At 43.3% G+C, this 18156-nt stretch carries 11 protein-coding genes; 2 read left to right on the forward strand and 9 right to left on the reverse strand.

Annotation, left to right across the window (positions count from 1 at the left end):
* Position 1: 1 nt before the first annotated feature.
* From ASD40_RS09145 to ASD40_RS09175, 7 genes are all read right to left on the reverse strand, one after another.
* The gene (locus tag ASD40_RS09145; RefSeq protein ID WP_057303006.1) at positions 2-3112 is read right to left on the reverse strand and encodes an efflux RND transporter permease subunit; all 3111 of its coding nucleotides are present in this window, start codon (positions 3110-3112) and stop codon (positions 2-4) included.
* A 273-nt stretch (positions 3113-3385) separates the two neighbouring features.
* Positions 3386-5539 carry a hypothetical protein gene (locus ASD40_RS09150; RefSeq protein WP_057303007.1) on the reverse strand — a complete coding sequence of 718 codons (2154 nt, stop codon included), beginning with the start codon at positions 5537-5539 and terminating at the stop codon, positions 3386-3388.
* A 53-nt stretch (positions 5540-5592) separates the two neighbouring features.
* Positions 5593-7071 (reverse strand): ABC transporter substrate-binding protein, encoded by a 1479-nt coding sequence (locus ASD40_RS09155; protein ID WP_057303008.1) that lies wholly within the window; start codon positions 7069-7071, stop codon positions 5593-5595.
* On the reverse strand, positions 7068-8000 hold the full coding sequence (locus ASD40_RS09160; protein WP_082562139.1) for an ABC transporter ATP-binding protein: 933 nt from the start codon (positions 7998-8000) through the stop codon (positions 7068-7070). The genes ASD40_RS09155 and ASD40_RS09160 overlap by 4 nt, the downstream gene beginning before the upstream one ends.
* Before the next feature lies 1 nt (position 8001).
* The gene (locus ASD40_RS09165) at positions 8002-10929 is read right to left on the reverse strand and encodes an FtsX-like permease family protein (RefSeq protein WP_442952641.1); all 2928 of its coding nucleotides are present in this window, start codon (positions 10927-10929) and stop codon (positions 8002-8004) included.
* Positions 10929-12032, reverse strand: coding sequence for an efflux RND transporter periplasmic adaptor subunit (locus ASD40_RS09170; protein ID WP_063860117.1), 1104 nt, complete (start codon positions 12030-12032; stop codon positions 10929-10931). Before ASD40_RS09170 ends, ASD40_RS09165 begins: the two co-directional genes overlap by 1 nt.
* A complete protein-coding gene (locus ASD40_RS09175; protein ID WP_082562140.1) occupies positions 11995-12765 on the reverse strand; it encodes an ABC transporter ATP-binding protein in 771 nt (256 codons plus the stop codon). The genes ASD40_RS09170 and ASD40_RS09175 overlap by 38 nt, the downstream gene beginning before the upstream one ends.
* A 490-nt stretch (positions 12766-13255) precedes the next feature.
* Here ASD40_RS09175 and ASD40_RS09180 point away from each other — a divergent pair, with 490 nt between their 5' ends.
* Complete coding sequence (locus ASD40_RS09180; RefSeq protein WP_057303009.1) at positions 13256-14812, forward strand: spore germination protein; 1557 nt, start codon at positions 13256-13258, stop codon at positions 14810-14812.
* A 1-nt stretch (position 14813) separates the two neighbouring features.
* Positions 14814-16034, forward strand: a complete 1221-nt coding sequence (locus tag ASD40_RS09185) for a Ger(x)C family spore germination protein (protein ID WP_057303010.1) — start codon at positions 14814-14816, stop codon at positions 16032-16034.
* Between the two features lie 6 nt (positions 16035-16040).
* Here the strand turns inward: ASD40_RS09185 and ASD40_RS09190 are convergent, their stop codons facing one another.
* Positions 16041-17135 carry a GerAB/ArcD/ProY family transporter gene (locus ASD40_RS09190; protein ID WP_057303011.1) on the reverse strand — a complete coding sequence of 365 codons (1095 nt, stop codon included), beginning with the start codon at positions 17133-17135 and terminating at the stop codon, positions 16041-16043.
* An 81-nt stretch (positions 17136-17216) separates the two neighbouring features.
* On the reverse strand, positions 17217-18131 hold the full coding sequence (locus ASD40_RS09195) for an EamA family transporter (RefSeq protein ID WP_057303012.1): 915 nt from the start codon (positions 18129-18131) through the stop codon (positions 17217-17219).
* Between the last annotated feature and the right edge of the window lie 25 nt (positions 18132-18156).

Below are 18156 nucleotides of genomic sequence, written 5' to 3' on the forward strand. Positions count from 1 at the left end.
CTTATTGGAGGGCAGATGTTGCTTGCTCCGATTGAATAGAATTCGACTTTCCTTTTTTCTTGAAGAGGCGGCCTTCTCTTTTCTTAAATAAGATCTCATACATAATAGGCACAATTACGAGTGTTAGTAGCGTTGAAGTTGTAAGACCACCAATAACAACGACAGCCAAACCTTTGGAAATAATCGTTCCTTTGGATAATCCAAGTCCAAGGGGCAATAATGCAATGATTGTTGCACCTGCCGTCATGATAATAGGTCTTAACCGCGTAATTCCCGCTTCAATAAGGGAGTCACGAATCGAATAATTTTGTTCTCTAAGCTGTTGTACACGGTCTACGAGTACAATCGCGTTCGTAACAACGATACCGATCAGCATGAGGAAACCGATGAGTGAAGTTACATTGATCGATTCGCCCGTTACTAGGAGTCCCAAAAGGCCACCAATTGCAGCAAGCGGCAGTGAAAACAGAATGGCAAGCGGTGCTCTAGCGTTTCCAAAGGCAATAACCATAACCATGTAAACAATGAAGATGGAAGCGATGATGGCCATAAACATTTGCATAAAGCTTTTATTAATATCATCGGATACGCCTTTCACTTCCCTAGTAACGCCTGAAGGAAGTTCTAACTTGGCTAACTCTTCCGTAATTTTCTTGCTGACGCCGCCTTTATCCGTGGCATCAATTTTCGCTTTTACACTGACGATTTGCTCTTGGTCTTCACGACTAATGTTATTTGGCGCTTCAATCTGCTTGACTCGAGCGACTTCATTTAACTGAATCGTTTGACCGGTAGGAGTCTTAACTAAGAAAGTACCCAGTTTATCCACAGAATTCTTGTAAGCAGGATTCAACATAACTTTGGTGGCATAGGTGACGTTATTAAATTTAAGATCGCCAAGCTTCTCTTCCGCAATCCAGGCGTTGACCGATTGTAAGATTTGAGCACTCGAGAGTCCATACAACCGTGCTTTGTTTTGATCTACTGTAATCTCTACTTCGGTTTTGGAATCACTCAAGCTATCTTTAATATCGTTAAGCTCAGGGAACTCCTTCAACTTGTCTTTAACCAGCTGCGATGCTTGCTTGAGATAAAGCTGGTCATCCCCTTTAAGGGAATAAGAGAAATCGGATCCAGTTGAGGTAGGAGGTCCACCGGTAAACAATTGTATATTCGCATCGGATCCTGGAGGCATCAGTTTCAACATATCTTCCTTGTACTTTTTGACACCTTCCGTCGCATCGGTTTCTGCTGTTAGCTCGAAAAACATCATCGCTCGATAAGCATATCGGTCACTGCTCTGGTTATAACCTACAAGGGATTCAATATACTTGAATGCGGGTTTGCCAGCTTTGTCCGTATGTAATTTCAAGTCTTTTTCAAGTTCTTTGGCCTTCTCATTCATCATTTCGATCGATGTTTCTCGTGGCATTTTAATCTCGATAACCCCTTGTTTAACGGCTTCACTATTGGGCATGAAAGCCACAGCTAAATTAGGAACTGTAATGATGATCGAGAGTATAAGGGCAACACCAGCCATCAATAATGTTTTGATGCGGTTATTTAATGACCATATAATTGCTTTTTTGTATTTCTCGGCCATAGGTCCCACGTGATTATCATCGTGATTGGTAAGCTTCTTGCTTCGAAGTACCATTAGCTTCGCAAGCATCGGGATCACCGTTAATGCAACGATCAATGAAGACATCAAGGCAACGACAAGTGTAATTGCAAAAGGACGGAATACTTCACCAACTACCCCGCTTACAAATCCAATGGGACCAAATACACCCACTGTTGTAATTGTAGAGGAAGTAATCGCACTAGAAACCTGTTTTGTCGCTAATTTAATAACAGATTCGTTACGCTCTTGAGCTCTTTGCAGTTGACTGTAGATATTCTCAATAACGACAATACTGTCGTCCACGACCCGCCCGACTGCAATGGCCATTCCTCCTAACGTCATGATATTAAGGGAAATGCCTAGAGGTCCCATGACTAGTAAGGTAACAAGAATGGAAAGAGGAATCGAAACAAGTACGATGATCGTCATACGTATATTACGCAGGAAGAGCAAGATCATTAATGAGGCAAGCACTGCGCCTAATCCGCCTTCTTGCACCATACCGTGGATGGAGTCTTTAATATCGTTGGCTGAATTATAAATTTTGTGGAATTTCACGCCAGGCAGCGTTTGTCCCCAATCTGTCATCAGCTTATCTGCACTATCTGCAAACTCTACAGCATTCGCTGCTTTCGTTTTGTAAAGCAGTACGCCAATGGCTGGTTGATCATCTAATCTTGCAATGAACTTGGACTCGCTGATAGCTTCAACTTTAGCAATTTGTTTGAGAAGAAGCGTATCGCCTGTTTTCGTTGTGATTTTCAAATTGTCCAAATTGTAAATCGTATCCATTTCACCTTTGACTCGAACCATCTGCGTGTTTCCATTGAAATCTACCGTACCCGCAGGGCTAGATACCAATGAGGCTTTGATCAAACCCGATACATCTGCTGGCGTTAGACCATAATTATTTATCGCAGGCGCATCCAGCTTAATGGTAAGTACTGCATCCTGATTGCCTACAGAATCGATATGGTCGATCCCTTTAAGCGCATTAAAGCCAGGAAGAATCGTGTCTTTGTAGGCTTTATCCAGCTCGGTTTGGTTCATTCCCGCCTCACCATAAACCGCTAAGTAATAGACCGGTTCGGAAGAAAAGCCTGCTGTTAACACTTTAGGCTTCTCAGAGCCTTGAGGCAGCTTAACATTGGAGATCAGGCTCTCCACATCTTTCTTAACATCTTCAGGCTTCTTGTCTTGGTCTAACTCCAGGATAATCTGTGAATAATTGTCCTGTGATCCGGAGCTCAGGGTTTTGAGTCCATCCAACCCTGCGACAGCCTTCTCTAGCGGCTTTGTAATTTCATCCAGCACATCCTTCGGAGGTGCTACATATGTAGTGCTAATAATGACGACCGGAAATGTAATATCTGGCATACTTTCTACCTTTAATGTGGTTGTAGAAAACGTTCCTCCTACGACCAACAGCAGCATGACGATGAAAACCGCTGCCACATTTTTCATTGAAAACTCGGTTAACTTAGACATTCTCACTTCTCCCCTATCACCAGCTTTAATACCTACATCCTTCGTTCTCACTCAATTATCATACTTGGAATTTCTTAACAAAACATAAACTAGAATTGAAAATTTTATTTTTTTCTCGGTCAGGATTTATTATAGCTCTTCATTTTGATAAAAACAGGTGAGTGAAGTCATATTCCAGTCATATATTGGTCATATGAGCAGCTAAACACTTATGACTTCTTGTGACCAAAATGAAAAAAGCGAAGGCTGAATGCCCTCGCTTCCAATAATGAATTAGTCCGTAGTGATAAACCAATCAGCTTTCTGTGTGGCCAGCAGCTTTCTCTGGCCTTGAAACTCGTCATAAATACTGAGTGTATACTTCTCTAAGAATTTGGTGTTATAAATGAGACCCGGATCTGGATTTGTAATCTTGAAATTCTCTCGCTTACCAAGACGCATCTTCGTATCTTCATCAGCGGTTGAGTCCCCGTTGATAACGTCGAAATCTTTGAAATCAAACTTTTTCTCAAATCGTTTAATCCCACCGCCATCTTCAAAAACAAGCAGCAAGTTATGGCCTTCGGTATTAATCTCTGTCAGTTTTTCTTTCGTTAGCTCGTAGTTGAATTTTATAGTAAATACTTTATCCTCAATCGATGTCCCAATTTTATCAATCGTAATGGTATAGGGGAATAATTCTACATTTTTAAGCGTTGTCGCAACATTCGTCTTCTCATCAGGCAGCCAGTAGGAAACTGGGTTCACATAGGAATCTGCAACGGCTTTCTCCCCTTCTGACAACTTCCCTTCTGTCACTGCTTCTCCAAGAAGTAAGCTCAAATTTGCTGTGGTGTAACCTTTTGGCACAGAAGCCCATACATTTAATAACGCTTTTCCAGTTGGACTAATCTTGTTCTTTACTTCAGCGACAGTTGCCGGGAAAACCGTTCCATCCGATGATCGGAAATTGGCGACGAACTTAGATACATTCGTGAAACGCTTCTCCAAATTGGTTGCTTCCACCATAGCGGAGTACATGATATTCGTTTTATCCTCATAAGTGGATACACTTCGAACTACATACTTCGCTTTACGTCCAATATCATTGGATGTGTAGGACTGCCCCATACCAATGAAAGGAATGGCCTGAAGCTCCGCCTGTGTGGAAAACTCCAGCACATCCGTTGCTGCAGTACTGCTTGTACCAGTATCCGTTCCTGTCGGAGGTGTATCTCCTTCATTCTCTTGAAGAACTAATTTAATTTGAGAAAATTCATATGTATATGGCACTTTACCAGCAATTTGCAAATTAACGCTCGCTCCTGCTCCCAATCCGATTACTTTAGCCGTCTGAATGAGCTTGGCATCGATTTTCACAGCGCCATCAAGAAGGAAATACCCTGATAATTTCGGGATAGGAAGTGACTCCTCACCTTTATTACTTAGTGTCAAATCGGCCGTTAACAGATCTTGATCTTCCCAAGGCAGTCGGTGCAAGCCATTAAGCTGCGTTGTATAAATACCTGATTTACTTGTGAAGGAATACTCCTTACCTACAGAGCCGCCTTCTTGCTGTGTAACGGCAGGTAGCCCAAAATTCGCAACGGAAACATTCAATTTCAAGTCAGGAATTGTTTCTGCAACTGCCAATTGCCAAGCTTCCGCGGTAACGGCTACCGGAATAGAACCGGATAGCTGAATTTCTTTGGTTTCCTTCGGATTGATCTTCAAATCTTTCAATCCTTTGGCTTCCAGCGGATAAAGCAGACCTTCTTTCGTGCGAATCGAGAAGAGGTAAGAAGGAATGGTAACGGTATGATTGCCAGCGTTCTCTAAAGTCAAATATACGGTGGGAACGTGATATTTTTCATTCTTGTTACTGACAAACTTTTTAATTGAAGCTTTCACGTTGGTTCCATTTACAGAAATTACTGCAGCACCATCTGAAGGCGTAACATCTGTATAGGTATCCGGTACCGCGACTTCACCCAGGACACGTTCAAAATTGGACTGGCTAAAATCCCATTTGATAAATTGGACAGCAAGATCTTGCAAGTTCGTGCTTGTATTAACGGTCGCATAGAACGTTAAATCTGTCGTTGAACCGGGAGCAACCCGGTTCTTATCCTTATCTGCAGGCAGCAAGCGTGCTGAAAATTGATTGCCGGATTTGCTTTTCAAACGAACCCAATAATCAATAAATTGCAGCTCACTGCTCCCTTCGTTGTGAATCGTAATGGTAAATGTCGCGAGCTTCCCGTTTTGATCAGGCAAAACATGGATCTGTTTCAATTCAAAGTAACTGCTGCCTGTGATGGAAACCTTACCGATAGTCGTAGTTATAGCAGATGGACTGCTATCTGCCAAAACAGGCGTTACAGCTCCGAGCGCCAATGCGGCAGACAAGGCAATGGTTGCCAAGCGATAGCGTTTCTTGATGTACATGATAATGAGATTCCTCCTTCATAATATGATCTTATTTGAAATTCCCTCCTGCCTTAGCCAGCAGGTACAGCCTGTTGTATCATCGGGTTCATAGGCGTATTCGGGTTTTCCTTCATTTGTTTAAGCATCGCATCGCCCTGGGTTTGCCATTGCTTGAGCGCTTCGCGAGCTGTCGTTTTCCCTTGAAGGACATTCATAAACTGAGTATGACCAATTTCTTGTACCTGATAAATGTTAGGATTAGTGCGATAAATTTTCGTGTTATTATCCATTGGAGCTGGTGTCACATTGTAGAAAGCTTCCATATGGAAGTCCAATCCATCTTTGGGCTTCAAATATTTGGAGCGGGCAACCAAGTTATAGGAGCTATGAGATTTCAATTTTGCCCAATCCTCGCCATTAATGAATTTTATGAATTTCCAAGCATCATCAGGGTTTTGCGCTTTGGCATTTATACCCATAATACCATTCATATAGATGGATCCGCCAACACCTTTTGCTTCCGGATGGGATGGGATCGTTACGACATCCCATTCGATTGGTGTATAGCCTTTAAAATTGGCTGCATTTTTGTTAGCATTCGCAAGCTGTTGAATTTGACCATAATTGATAATCGCCATAGCCAATCGGCCTGACATGAAATCATCATACGCAAAAGGGTTATTTTGATCATACTGACGGTTCATTTGCTTTTGCGGATCCATCATCTCTGGGAACACTTTTTCTTTTTGCATCTGAGCCATTTTTGTCCAAACTTTTTCCCATTGGTCCGTATCCACCGTCATTTTCTCACCGGCATCATCAAACATTTTCAATTGCAGTGGAGCTGTGTACATTTGCATGCCATAGAACAAATCTCCGCCTTGAGATTGCGTTGTAAAGGAGAAACCATTGATTCGACTCTCTCCTTCCCCTTTAACAAGGCGTTTGGAAAGATCGAAAGTTTCATCCCATGTCATCCCATCCTTCGGAAAATCGACTCCCGCATCTGTGAACATTTTCTTGTTATAAATGAGTGCCGAAGAGCTGAATGTCGGAGCAAGTGCGTAAAGCTTCCCGCCGCCTGCATTTTTCATGCCATCGATAACCGCCGGAACGATTCCTGCGGTGTCGAATTTATCTTTCGTTATTCGTTGATCCAGCTGTGTGAGCATGTTGCTTTCAATCATTTCCGGCAGCTGTTCATATCCAAGCATAACCACATCCGGCGGATTATCACCCTGCATCACTTCCTTCAGCTTCTCCATTGGATCGGGCATTTTCTCTCCAGGTTGAATGTTGCCATAGCGGTACTTCTCATCCATCGTTGGAATCATTTCAATCTTAATATTGGGATTGGCGAATTCAAATATTTCGGTGAATTGTTGTCTGAAATACTCATCATCACCTCCGTACATCATAGAAGTCGCGATCTTAAGCACGCGCTCCTGTTTATCATCGGTTTTTTCCCCTTTGGTACAAGCAACAGCTAGTGGAGCTACCATAACCAGTGTTAGGGTTGTAGCAAGCATTTTACGCGATAACTTTTTCATTTTGATTTTCCTCCAACGGTTTGTGAATTTGATTCCATTCGTTCGTTATCTTCACTCGTAGATAAATCTTTCGGTGCTTTAATCATAATTTTCTCGCCGTCAAACTCCATCGTAGCTTTACCGTCAATCTGCAGTGCGTTCAAGTAGGCCTTCGGAACCTGCAACCGTCCCGCACGGTCTAGAACCACATATTCCTCATGGTCTTCACTTGTGAGCCCAGCCGATGTTCCATCAAGCGTCGAAAACGAAGGATTGCGGGCAATAAACTCCGAACTTGTCATACCGTCTCGAATGGCAACGACTCGCCCTACTTTGCCTGCCATGGACATATCATGGGTAACAATGACAATCGTCACTCCCAATTCTTTATTCAGCCGTTGGAAAATAGAAAGAATCATATCCGCCGTCTTCGTATCCACCGACCCCGTTGGTTCATCCGCTAGCAGCAAACGCGGACGGTTTGCAAGCGAAATCGCAATAGCCACGCGCTGTTGTTCCCCACCTGACAGTTCTTGCAGCTTGTTATTCAAGCGGTGGCTGAGGCCCACCCATTCAAGCAACTGTTTCGCGTAGACAGGGTCATAGTTCCCGCTGAGCATCATTGGCATTTCCACATTCTCGAGCGCGGTGAGGTAAGAGACAAGATTGCGCGCATTATTTTGCCAGATGAAGCCGACCGTATGTCGTTTGTAATCAACCAGCTGCCTATCAGTAATCTTCAGTAAATCCCAATCGCCGACTTTCACTTGACCTGCAGAGGGGCGATCAAGCCCTCCTAATATGTTCAGCAATGTGGACTTGCCGCTTCCGCTATTCCCGATAATGGCCATAAGCTCACCGGCATCGATCTGAATGTTTAGCCCTTGCAAAGCGACAACTTCAATCTCGTCTGTTTTATAAATTTTGACTAAGCCTTCGCAAGTAATCACGCTATTTCTCCTCTCCCAGCTTCACAGCCTGATGAACGCGCAGCCTTCTAATGTGTAAGAACAGCAGCAGTGCCCCTGTTATCATCATGAAAGCAACCACGAAATATAGCTGATAGGTGTCTTTGGAATCGAAAACAACTCGGAACGGCGGCACCTGCGTCTTCACATTCTGGGAAGTTTGAAGGAAGGGCAGGAAGAAATAACTCGTTAATTTACCAATTCCGATGCCTAACGCGATGGACAACCCAGCTGTAAAGCCTTGCTCAAGGAGCAGCATGCCAGTCAATTGTTTGCGGGAAAGCCCCATGGCGCGAAGCACCCCAAACTGTACAACTCTGCTGGATAAATTGAAGAACCAATACAGCATATAGCCGATTAAGGACACGATCACAGAGACAAGAAAGCCCAGGCTAAGAATGCCAAAGACGCCGCCTCTTGCTGGAAGCTTCTTCTGAACAATAAGCTCGTTACGTACATCCTTTACGGAGGCTAGCTCAATCCCTTTGGCTTGCAGAGTTGCAACAATCGGTGCAACTTTAGCGTCAGGTTTCATTTTGAGCCATACTTCATAGGGAGTAGTAGGTGCCTGATCGTATATGTAATCCAAATTTGCTATGAAAAATGGAGCCTGATCCGGATATTGACTCGGCCAATATGGCAGGATACCAACAATCACGAATTCCACAGGTTGCTGACCGATGGTTATCGAAAGCAGATCACCCGCTTTAAGCGCATATTTACTTGCATAATTCGAAGGTATAATGACAGCTTGCTCATAGCTCCCGAGCAAATTCAAGTATTGATTCGGATGAGCTGGAAATAAATCGGGTCGGAACCAAGCAACTTTAGCAAAATCGGCATTATCGATTCCCATGATCATTCCCTGACCGGTTGATTTACCAGAAACAACAACGTTTCCTTTCATTTGCAAAACTCTGGCCGCAGCCTGGACGCCCTCAAGATCACGGAACATTTGAAAAGGCGGCTCGACGTAACGAATCTTGGAGGGTGCCTCCTCTCCAGGTTTCGGACCACCTTGACCTTGGCCTCCACCCGCTCCAGAGCCACCGCTGCCACCGTTATTACCTCCGGCACCAGATGTCCCGCCCCCCTGAGCTCCACCGCCGCTTTTCCCTGCGTTCGGATCCTTCGGCAGTTCGTCTGAGAATCCTTCCCATACGGTTTGCAGCACAACATCGGTACCATATTGATACATGATCCTCTCCGTCGAGTTCAGATCGATCGTACGTGCAGCCGAAGAATTGTACACGCCTAGGCCGAGCGTAAGAATGAGCAGAAGCATGAGCGGGTAGTAGGATTTGGCTGAGCGTGAAAGCTGAACAAGCGTCAAGTATAGCGGCACGGGAAGGAATTTCCGTCCAAGCCAGCCGAACAATCGCAGCAACCACGGAAAAATGCGCAGAAAGAAAAGTCCTAGCGCAAAGATCGAGAGTGCTGGAACGAAAAACAGCAGCGGATGAACCTGTAATTGATCGGTCGTTAGCCCTGTTTGTACGGACAATACTTGGCGTTGATCAAATAAGTAGAAGCCGTAGCCAACAAGTCCTAACAGTACGATATCGATGAACCACCGCTGCCATAGTGGCGAGCGATCTGACCTTGCGAGCTGCTGCTTATAGTTGACGATCGAAGATCTTGCGAAAAGGACAGCTGGAATCACACTGGCAAGAATCGCAATCAGAACTGCGAGCCCGCCGTAAAGCATCGCCTCATTCGTAAAACTAACAGGAATCGATTTACGATCAACGAACGTTAGAAATCCGCTGGAAGAGCCGATACTTTTGGCCATGAACCAGCCCATGAAGGGTCCAATCAGCAGTGCAATCGCCCCAAGTAATAAACCTTCCAGAAAGTATATTCCCACAATCTGCTTCGTACTGCCCCCACGGCTTCGCAGGATGGCAATCACACCACGCTGTCGATCAAGCGATTGTCTGGCATTCATCACAATGTAGTAGAAAACCATCGCAATCATTGGTGCCGCTAATGTGAATAATAAAATCTGCATCTGTAGACTTTGAGCTTTAAATTCAGTAAGAATCGGTTTAAACGAAACATCTACCTTTGTATTCTTGAGTTTTTGGAACAAATCGATATCCAGACGCTCCAAACGGTTCTCAAGTGGCGATAATTGACTGGTTTGGATATTCCGCAGATCGAATGCATAATACCAATTGGCGAGTTGAAGCGGAATCTTCTTCTCCGTCAACAACGTTTTCATGAAAACATCATCATGAATAATAAGTGCGTTTACTAACCCTTCTAAGCCTTGAAACCAATAAGCACTCGTTTCACTTTTGGGTTTGAAGGAACCAACGATCTTCACTTTTAACAATTGACTCCCGCCTGCACCCGAGACCGAATAACTGAATATATCCCCTACATGCAGATCGTTTCGAAACAAAGCTTCTTCTAGGACCACAGCTTCCAATATCCCATTTTGCACTTGCCCAGAAGCCATCTGGCCGATTGACCATTCAACCTGATCGGTTAATCCGCTTAATGTCGTTAATGTCATTTGTCGACGTTTACTAGGGTCTGCTTTTGTCCCATTTGCGGGAGTTAGCTGCGCTCCTTTGATGGTATAGCTTCTTGCATAGGTCTGTAATGGAAAGCCAACATCTTTCGGAATTTCATCTTGTATATACACATTGACGTCATTGAGCTCTGTAAGCCCTGCACGTTCTGTCCCAACAGCTTGATAGCGCATGAGCAATGAGCCTGCTGGAAGTCCCTCGCTCTTTTCTTCTAAAGATTTGGCGACGACTCGCTTCAGTGACCCATCGGCATACATCGGAATGCTCGTGGTAAAAGCAACAGCCATCACTAGTCCAAGCAAGGTGCTGAGCGTTAGCCAGCGGGTATTCCACATTTTCCGAAATAAAAACCGCAGCATCGGCATGGACATTAGCGACCCACTACTTTCTGTCCAGCTGTGAGACCTTTTACAATCTCCACATCCGTTGACGTCTGCTGACCAATTTCCACGTCCACTTCCTTCTTATTTCCTTGATTATCAATGACTTGGACATAATTCCGACCCGAATACGAGCGAAGTGCAGCCAGAGGGATCGTCGTGGCGTTTTCTTTTCTTTGTGTAATAATCGTGACACTTAGCGGTGTTCCTCGATTCAGCCCTTTCGGAAACTCACTAAGCTGAACGACCAAATAATTATCGATCGTGTCCTGCTCACCTTGCCCACCTTGACCAGGAAACCCGCCGTTATTATTGTTGTTGTTTCCAGCTTGCGGATTCGGAAGCTGCTTCACTTTCCCTTTGTGCTGGCCGGCAGAATTAATATCTACCTGCACATCCATGCCAATAGCTACTTTCTTCGCATCATCTGCACTAATACTTGCGGCCACAGTTAGTTCATTCAAATCAGCGAGAGTCGCAACGGATTCTCCGGACTTCACGGTATCGCCTTTCTTGGCTGTTACAGTGACAATGGTTCCGCTGAACGGAGCGAGCAGCTGCGCTTTACCAACTTGTGTTTCAAGCTTGGTCAGTTCTTCACGCTTCAACTCAAAATCAATCTTGGCCTGCTCGATTTGCTCAGGCGACATTTCATCCGCTTTACGTAGTGTTTCGATCATCGTAAGCTCATCCTTACGAGTTTGAAGCTTCTTTCGCTTCAGATCGCTCGCCATATCCGATACATCAAGCTCCGCGATCGGCTGCCCTTTTTCCACGGAATCCCCATTCTTCACAAGAATGGCACTGATCCGTTTGGCGGACATATCTTCGGAGAAAAACAGCTTCTCCTCTTGCAAAGCCATTAAACGCCCACTCCCTCTCACTTTCGTTTCAAGGGTTTCCGTTTTCACCGTGTATTCGGGCTTTTTGGAAAGCTTAGGTGGATTAATCGTCGGAAGCGATTCTTCTTCCTGCTCCATAGGCAAAAGTGAACACCCAGACGCAAATAGTATTGTTGAACATACAAGAAGTGCAGCTAATGGCTTCATCGTCCAATTACGTGACGAATCTTCCGTCCACCATTTCGTAAACATGATCGGCAACCTCCAAAATTGTAGGGTCATGTGTTGTCATACATATCGTGACTTGCTCTGCTTTCATAATGCTGCGGAAAACGGACATAATCTGCGCCCCCATTTGCGAATCCAGCTCAGCTGTAGGCTCATCCGCCAAAATAAGGGAAGGCCGATGCGCAATCGCCTTTGCAATCGCCACACGCTGCTGCTCACCACCGGAGAGCTCATACGGACGATGGTGCATCCGCTTGCCAAGCCCAACGAGTTCCAAGCAATGCTTCACTCGCTCTTTCCACTGGGAACGCGGAATACCTGCCATTCGCAGCGCTAGCTCGACATTTTCCCAAGCAGACAGCAAAGGCATTAAAGCATAAGATTGAAAGATAAAACCAATTTCCTTGCGACGTATCAACGTCCGTTCATCGTCACTGCTGAGATGAAAGGCATGCTCTTGAAACAAAATCTCCCCCTCATTCGGCTGATCAAGCCCCCCAATTAAATTAAGCAGCGTTGTTTTCCCGGAGCCGGATCGGCCTTTGAGCATGACAAGCTGCAGCGGTTTGAGCTCCATCTCAATCCCTTTCAGTACCTCTAACTTCTGGCCTCCAACTTGAAAGGAGCGGTGTACACCACTGACCGTTAATAACGGAGAATGAAGTTGGCTGTGACGAAAAGAGCGTTCATCAGAATGCGGCTCCTCATCGATAGCCAAAGCGTCAATTGCGCTTCTTTTGCGAAACCAGCTTGCCATTTGGTATAACTTCCTTTCATTTCCAAACTGTATGTATGATAAAATAGACGGCAGATCTTTCCAAAAGGTTTCATGAAACTGAAAATTTCCTGAAAGCTTTTTGACGATGTATCCGTTTGTATGAATCTATTAAAATATACTATGAAATGGAAAATATATCCATACATCGAATTGCCTATTTATAATAGCTCCGCTTCTCATCGCTATTTCCTCCTTCATCCTTATATTTGTAGGATAAAGCAGTTTTTTTAAGAAAAAAGCAGGGCAAATATAAAGTTTTTCTTAAATTATTGCAGTAGACGAACTTCAAACAGTGTTCGTTATTGCCTGTATGACGACCATCCCGGATACTTGATAACCGTTAATATCTACGAATAGACCTTCATTTTCATAGCATATCCATACTGGAATAATCATGCATCTAATCCAATTCAGAGGGAATAATAATATCGATCGAATTTCCGTTATGAATTGGGGAGGGCAATCTACATTGGCACTGTTTTTTACAAAGAAAAAGAAACGAAAACTACAATCTTCACATCCTACGCCAACCCCTTCTACCCAACAGAAGCTCGACTGCTCACTTTCAATGAATGCTTATGAATTACATGATATATTCGAAAATTGCAGTGAAATCGTCTTCAGAGAAATTACTTTCGGGACGTCTCAGAAGATACAAGCACAGATGATCTGGGTTGATGGCTTAGTCGAGCGTGAGCAACTTGAAAATGAAATTTTAGAGTCCTTATTACATAAATCTTCAAGTACGAAACTTCATCCTGATTCGGATAAGGAATCAATACTTGAATCAATAAAAAATAGTGTTTTAAGTGTTGCTCAGGTTAGCGAGCTAACAACCATCGGTGACGTTGTAGATAAAATTTTAACAGGTGAAACCATCGTACTTTTTGACCGCATCTCCATCGCCCTATCCATAAGCACCAAGGGCGGTGCGGTTCGCACGGTTTCTGAACCCCAAACAGAGGTCGTTGTTCGTGGACCTCGACAAGGATTTACTGAAAGCTTAAGAACCAATACAACGCTTGTTCGCCGAATATTAAAAACACCTAAACTAAAAACAGAAGTTTTCAAAATAGGTGTTTTAACAAAAACAGAAGTAGTGATTGCCTACATTCATGGGTTAGCAAGTCTTGAAGTGTTAGATGAGGTAAGAGAGCGACTCTCACAAATAGATGTGGACACTATTCTCGATAGTGCCTATATTGAAGAGCTTATTGAGGACCATTCTTATACGTTGTTCCCTCAAATTGCCCACACGGAGAGACCGGATAAGGCTGCAGCAGAATTGGCGGAGGGGAAAGTAGTTCTCTTTGTCGATGGCTCACCTTTTGTATTAATCATTCCCACAATTTTCTTTCAATTTTTTCAATCCAGTGAAGATTACTATGAACGATTTCCAATGGCATTTGCGGTTAGATTAATTCGCTATCTTTTCTTTGCTATTGCTCTCGTTTTACCATCTTTCTATATTGCAGTCATAACCTATCATCATGAAATGCTGCCTGCCCAATTACTCATTAGTATAGCAGGATCCCATGAGGGAGTACCATTCCCCACATTTATTGAAGCACTGTTAATGGAAATTACCTTTGAAGCGCTACGAGAAGCCGGGGTTAGACTTCCCAAACAAGTGGGACAAGCGGTAAGCATTGTCGGTGCTTTAGTCATTGGTGAGTCCGCCGTCCAAGCAGGTATTGTATCTACTGCGATGGTGATCGTAGTTGCCATTACAGCTATAGCTTCCTTCACCATCCCAGCCTTTAGCGTAGGTATTAGTATCCGATTAATGAGGTTCCCCTTGATGTTATTGGGTGCGGTCCTTGGTTTATATGGTATTATGCTTGGTTTGTTAGCCTTGTTGGTGCATCTCTGCTCACTAAGTTCGTTCGGGGTACCCTACTTCTCTCCCATTGCTCCATTTAAATGGAGAAGTATGAAGGATCTAATTGTTCGAGCCCCAATATGGGCAATGAACAGAGTCCGTTTGAGAAAACCAAACAGACTACCGAAGAAAGGAACGGAATGAAATGACTAGAATAGCTTTACGATTAAGCTATATGTTCATAATTCTTTTAATGATTGCCGGTTGCTGGGATCGGCAAGAAGTCGATAAGCTAGCCATTGTCATTGGTCTGGGAATTGATGTCATCTCTGGGCCGGAGCCGTTTCTAATTACTGCACAGGTCGTAAGCCCCTCTACTCAGAAAAGCGGCCAAGATGGAGGACAGGATAATCCATTTGTCATTCTTGCTCAAGGAAAAACAATCTCGGAAGCCATCCGTAATTTTTCCAAAGATACACCAAGAAAAATGTTTTTTGCTCACAATAACATCATTGTTATCGGTGAGAAGCTTGCCAAAACAGGCATTCAGGATTTCATGGACTTTTTAGATCGGAGCCCTCAATTTCGGAGAAATGCATGGCTCATGGTAACGCCTAAAACGGCTAAAGAAGTCTTACAGTCCAAATGTGATCTTCAAAAATACTCAGCAATCGGCATGAAAGAAATGATTTATGAAAGATATCATCCCTTCTCTAACAAAATGCAAAGAAAAGATACGATGAGCAGGCTAGAAGGCCCATCCGCTGCAGCCCTCGCATTAAAGGTTGATATCCTAGATGAGAATCAGCTTGAATCAAAAAAATTGAAGGAAGCAGGGAACACGGTTCAAAATCTGGATAAAAATTCAATTACAATTATGAAACAACTTCGGATTAGCGGTTTATCTGTATTCAATAAAGATAAATTTGCTGGGTACCTGAATGATGCTGAAAGTCAGGGACTGCTTTGGTTCCTTGGTGAGCATAAAGAATATCCGATAAGACTCTCTTGTCCAAATTCTGAACAAAAGTATATAGTTTTTCTTTTGAATCAAACGAATAAAAAACTGAAGCCAGTTTTGGATCATCAGCAATTGGGGATGAAAGTTGAGATTGGTAATAATGCTATTGTTTCGGAAAATAATTGCCCGGATCTAAGTCTTTTTAATCAACAAGATAAAACGAAGTTAGAGCAGCAATTGAATTTAGCCGTAAAGAAGCAAATGATGCAATCCCTAGATAGAGTAAAAGAATTGGGAACGGATGTCGTTCATTTTGCTGATGCCTTTTATCAAGAAAATCCCGCTGAGTGGCAGATGCTCGCCCATTCTTATGAGAAACGATTTTCGGAAATACAAGTTACGGTAGATGTAAAATCAAGGATTCGGTTAACCGGCATGACATCTGAGGCTCATACTCGCAACTAAAAGATGTCAGCTCTTTTTAGTACGAAGTGTCCCAATTATCCAGAGCAAGGACGGAATACCCAAGATCAGAATCGGCAGCGTAAACATTTCGGTAAAATATTTAGGATAATAGTAATCCGACTCCATAATGTTTCTTGGCAAGAGTGCAATAATGAAGACAATAGGAGCATTAAACCAGAGTATGTTCTTCCAGTTTTTCAGCTTCAGAAATTGCCCCATCCCATAGCAGGCTGCAAAGAAAATAACCGATAATCGAATGAATACACTAGCTAGCCAGACAACAACGAAAATGACGTCCACATTTTGAATAAAATCAACAACAGAGATCACTCGAATGATTTCAAAATAGGGATACCACATCTTTGCAGGCATATGGGGTCCGAAGGTTGTAATCACAAATAAAGTCGTCAAAGCAACCAGAAGACTTGCTACGAATGTTCCTATAACTGCAGCTGAAATCCCAGGTTTAGGGTTGGGCATAAACTTAATAAGCATAATGAGGATCACATTCTGTCCTATGATTGCTGCAGGCGGAAGTGCTCCTTTTAGAAGGGGCATGAGAGGAATGTCCTTAAACACGGGTAAAATGTATTCGGTGCGCCAGTTATTCAAACTTAGCAGTAACGTCAAAAAGACAATAAAGATGATTAGTGGCCCAATAAATTCAGCGCACCTCCCAATCACTTCAATACCTTGACTAACTGCGTACACAACAACAGCTAAAATGCCTGCGATAATGACCCAGGAAGGAGTGTGAGGCATAATTAAATTCATACGGTTCGTCAATTCACGCATAATCACACCTGTCACGGAGTACCATTGAGCAAAATAAATCAGTACCACAAAGCTTCCTAACCATTTTCCTAAAATCAACTGTGAATATTCAACAAAAGATTGATTGGGATAAAGTTGACTAAGCTTCGCGGCTGCATATACAGCCCATGCGCAGATCCCCCCGCAAATTAACATGGAGATCCAGGCATTTTTATGAGAAATGGCTATCGTTTGACCAATCGTTAACAATAAGGCTACACCAACAGCCATCGTGGTCATGAGCCAAAATATTTGATTGGCGGATAGCTGTGTTTTTGCTGGCCTCACTTAGCAGACTCCTCTACACATTATCTGACCAGTATTGACGTTAATCATTTCAAATATAACCAAAAAAAAGCTTGAGGTTCATCAAGCTTTTCGATTCCGGACCGTATTCTTATTAGACGATGATTTCGATATTTCACTAAAACAGATGCCCAGTAGGATTAAAATAACACCAACCCATCGAAGCCAGGATATCGTTTCGCCAAGTAAGAAATAAGCGCTAATAACTGTAATTGGAAGCTCCACAGCGCTAAGTATACCAGCCATTCTGCCGCCAATTCTCGGAATTGACACGAGCATAAATAATAAAGGCAATGCTTGTCCGACTAAACCTGTGATAATCCCCCATCCGAATAGTCCATTCCATAAAACCCCAGATGTTAAGTATGTGGGAGGATACATCGGAAATAGCGAAAACGCTCCTATGGTAAGGGTCAGTGCTGCGCGAACAATCGGTGAAGACTCATTACTCATATACTCGGGTAAATATAAACTTATTGCGAAACAAAGTGCAGCTAGTAAACCATATCCGATCGCTAACAATGAAAGATTCGGAAGCTTCGTTTGGAATAAGCCAACCGCTAATACCGTTCCCCCAAGAATGAAGGCTATTCCAATCCATTTCTGCGGCGATGGCAGTACACGTTTAACAATAACATCCAATAATGTAACCATCCAAGTGACTTGGAAGAGCAAGACAATACTTAAGGAAACAGGTAGAAGCGTTATCGATTTAAAATAGAAAAATATGGCCCAAGCTGATGTTATACCTGTTCCTATGATAAAGAGCCAATCCTTCCCTTGTGGGAACTTAACACGCTTAATAACTGGCAAAATCATCAGCCATAAAATAATCACGGCGAACCCATACTGTGCATTAGTCAAGTCCATGATAGTGAAGCCTTTATTATATAAGTAATCTACTAAAGGGGCTGTAAAGCCTAAGAAAGATGCTGCCAATAGCATAAGAAGTGTATAAATCCATGTTGAACGGAACATCGTTACCCTCCATTTATAAAACCTT

The organism is Paenibacillus sp. Root444D2, assembly GCF_001426375.1.
Lineage (GTDB): Bacteria > Bacillota > Bacilli > Paenibacillales > NBRC-103111 > Paenibacillus_E.

Excerpts from the sequence above, each read along its gene's own strand:
- ASD40_RS09145 (WP_057303006.1), bottom strand. The coding sequence starts at position 3,112 with ATGTCTAAGTTAACCGAGTTTTCAATGAAAAATGTGGCAGCGGTTTTC.
- ASD40_RS09150 (WP_057303007.1), bottom strand. The coding sequence starts at position 5,539 with ATGTACATCAAGAAACGCTATCGCTTGGCAACCATTGCCTTGTCTGCC.
- ASD40_RS09155 (WP_057303008.1), bottom strand. The coding sequence starts at position 7,071 with ATGAAAAAGTTATCGCGTAAAATGCTTGCTACAACCCTAACACTGGTT.
- ASD40_RS09165 (WP_442952641.1), bottom strand. The coding sequence starts at position 10,929 with ATGTCCATGCCGATGCTGCGGTTTTTATTTCGGAAAATGTGGAATACC.
- ASD40_RS09170 (WP_063860117.1), bottom strand. The coding sequence starts at position 12,032 with ATGTTTACGAAATGGTGGACGGAAGATTCGTCACGTAATTGGACGATG.
- ASD40_RS09175 (WP_082562140.1), bottom strand. The coding sequence starts at position 12,765 with ATGGCAAGCTGGTTTCGCAAAAGAAGCGCAATTGACGCTTTGGCTATC.
- ASD40_RS09185 (WP_057303010.1), top strand. The coding sequence starts at position 14,814 with ATGACTAGAATAGCTTTACGATTAAGCTATATGTTCATAATTCTTTTA.
- ASD40_RS09195 (WP_057303012.1), bottom strand. The coding sequence starts at position 18,131 with ATGTTCCGTTCAACATGGATTTATACACTTCTTATGCTATTGGCAGCA.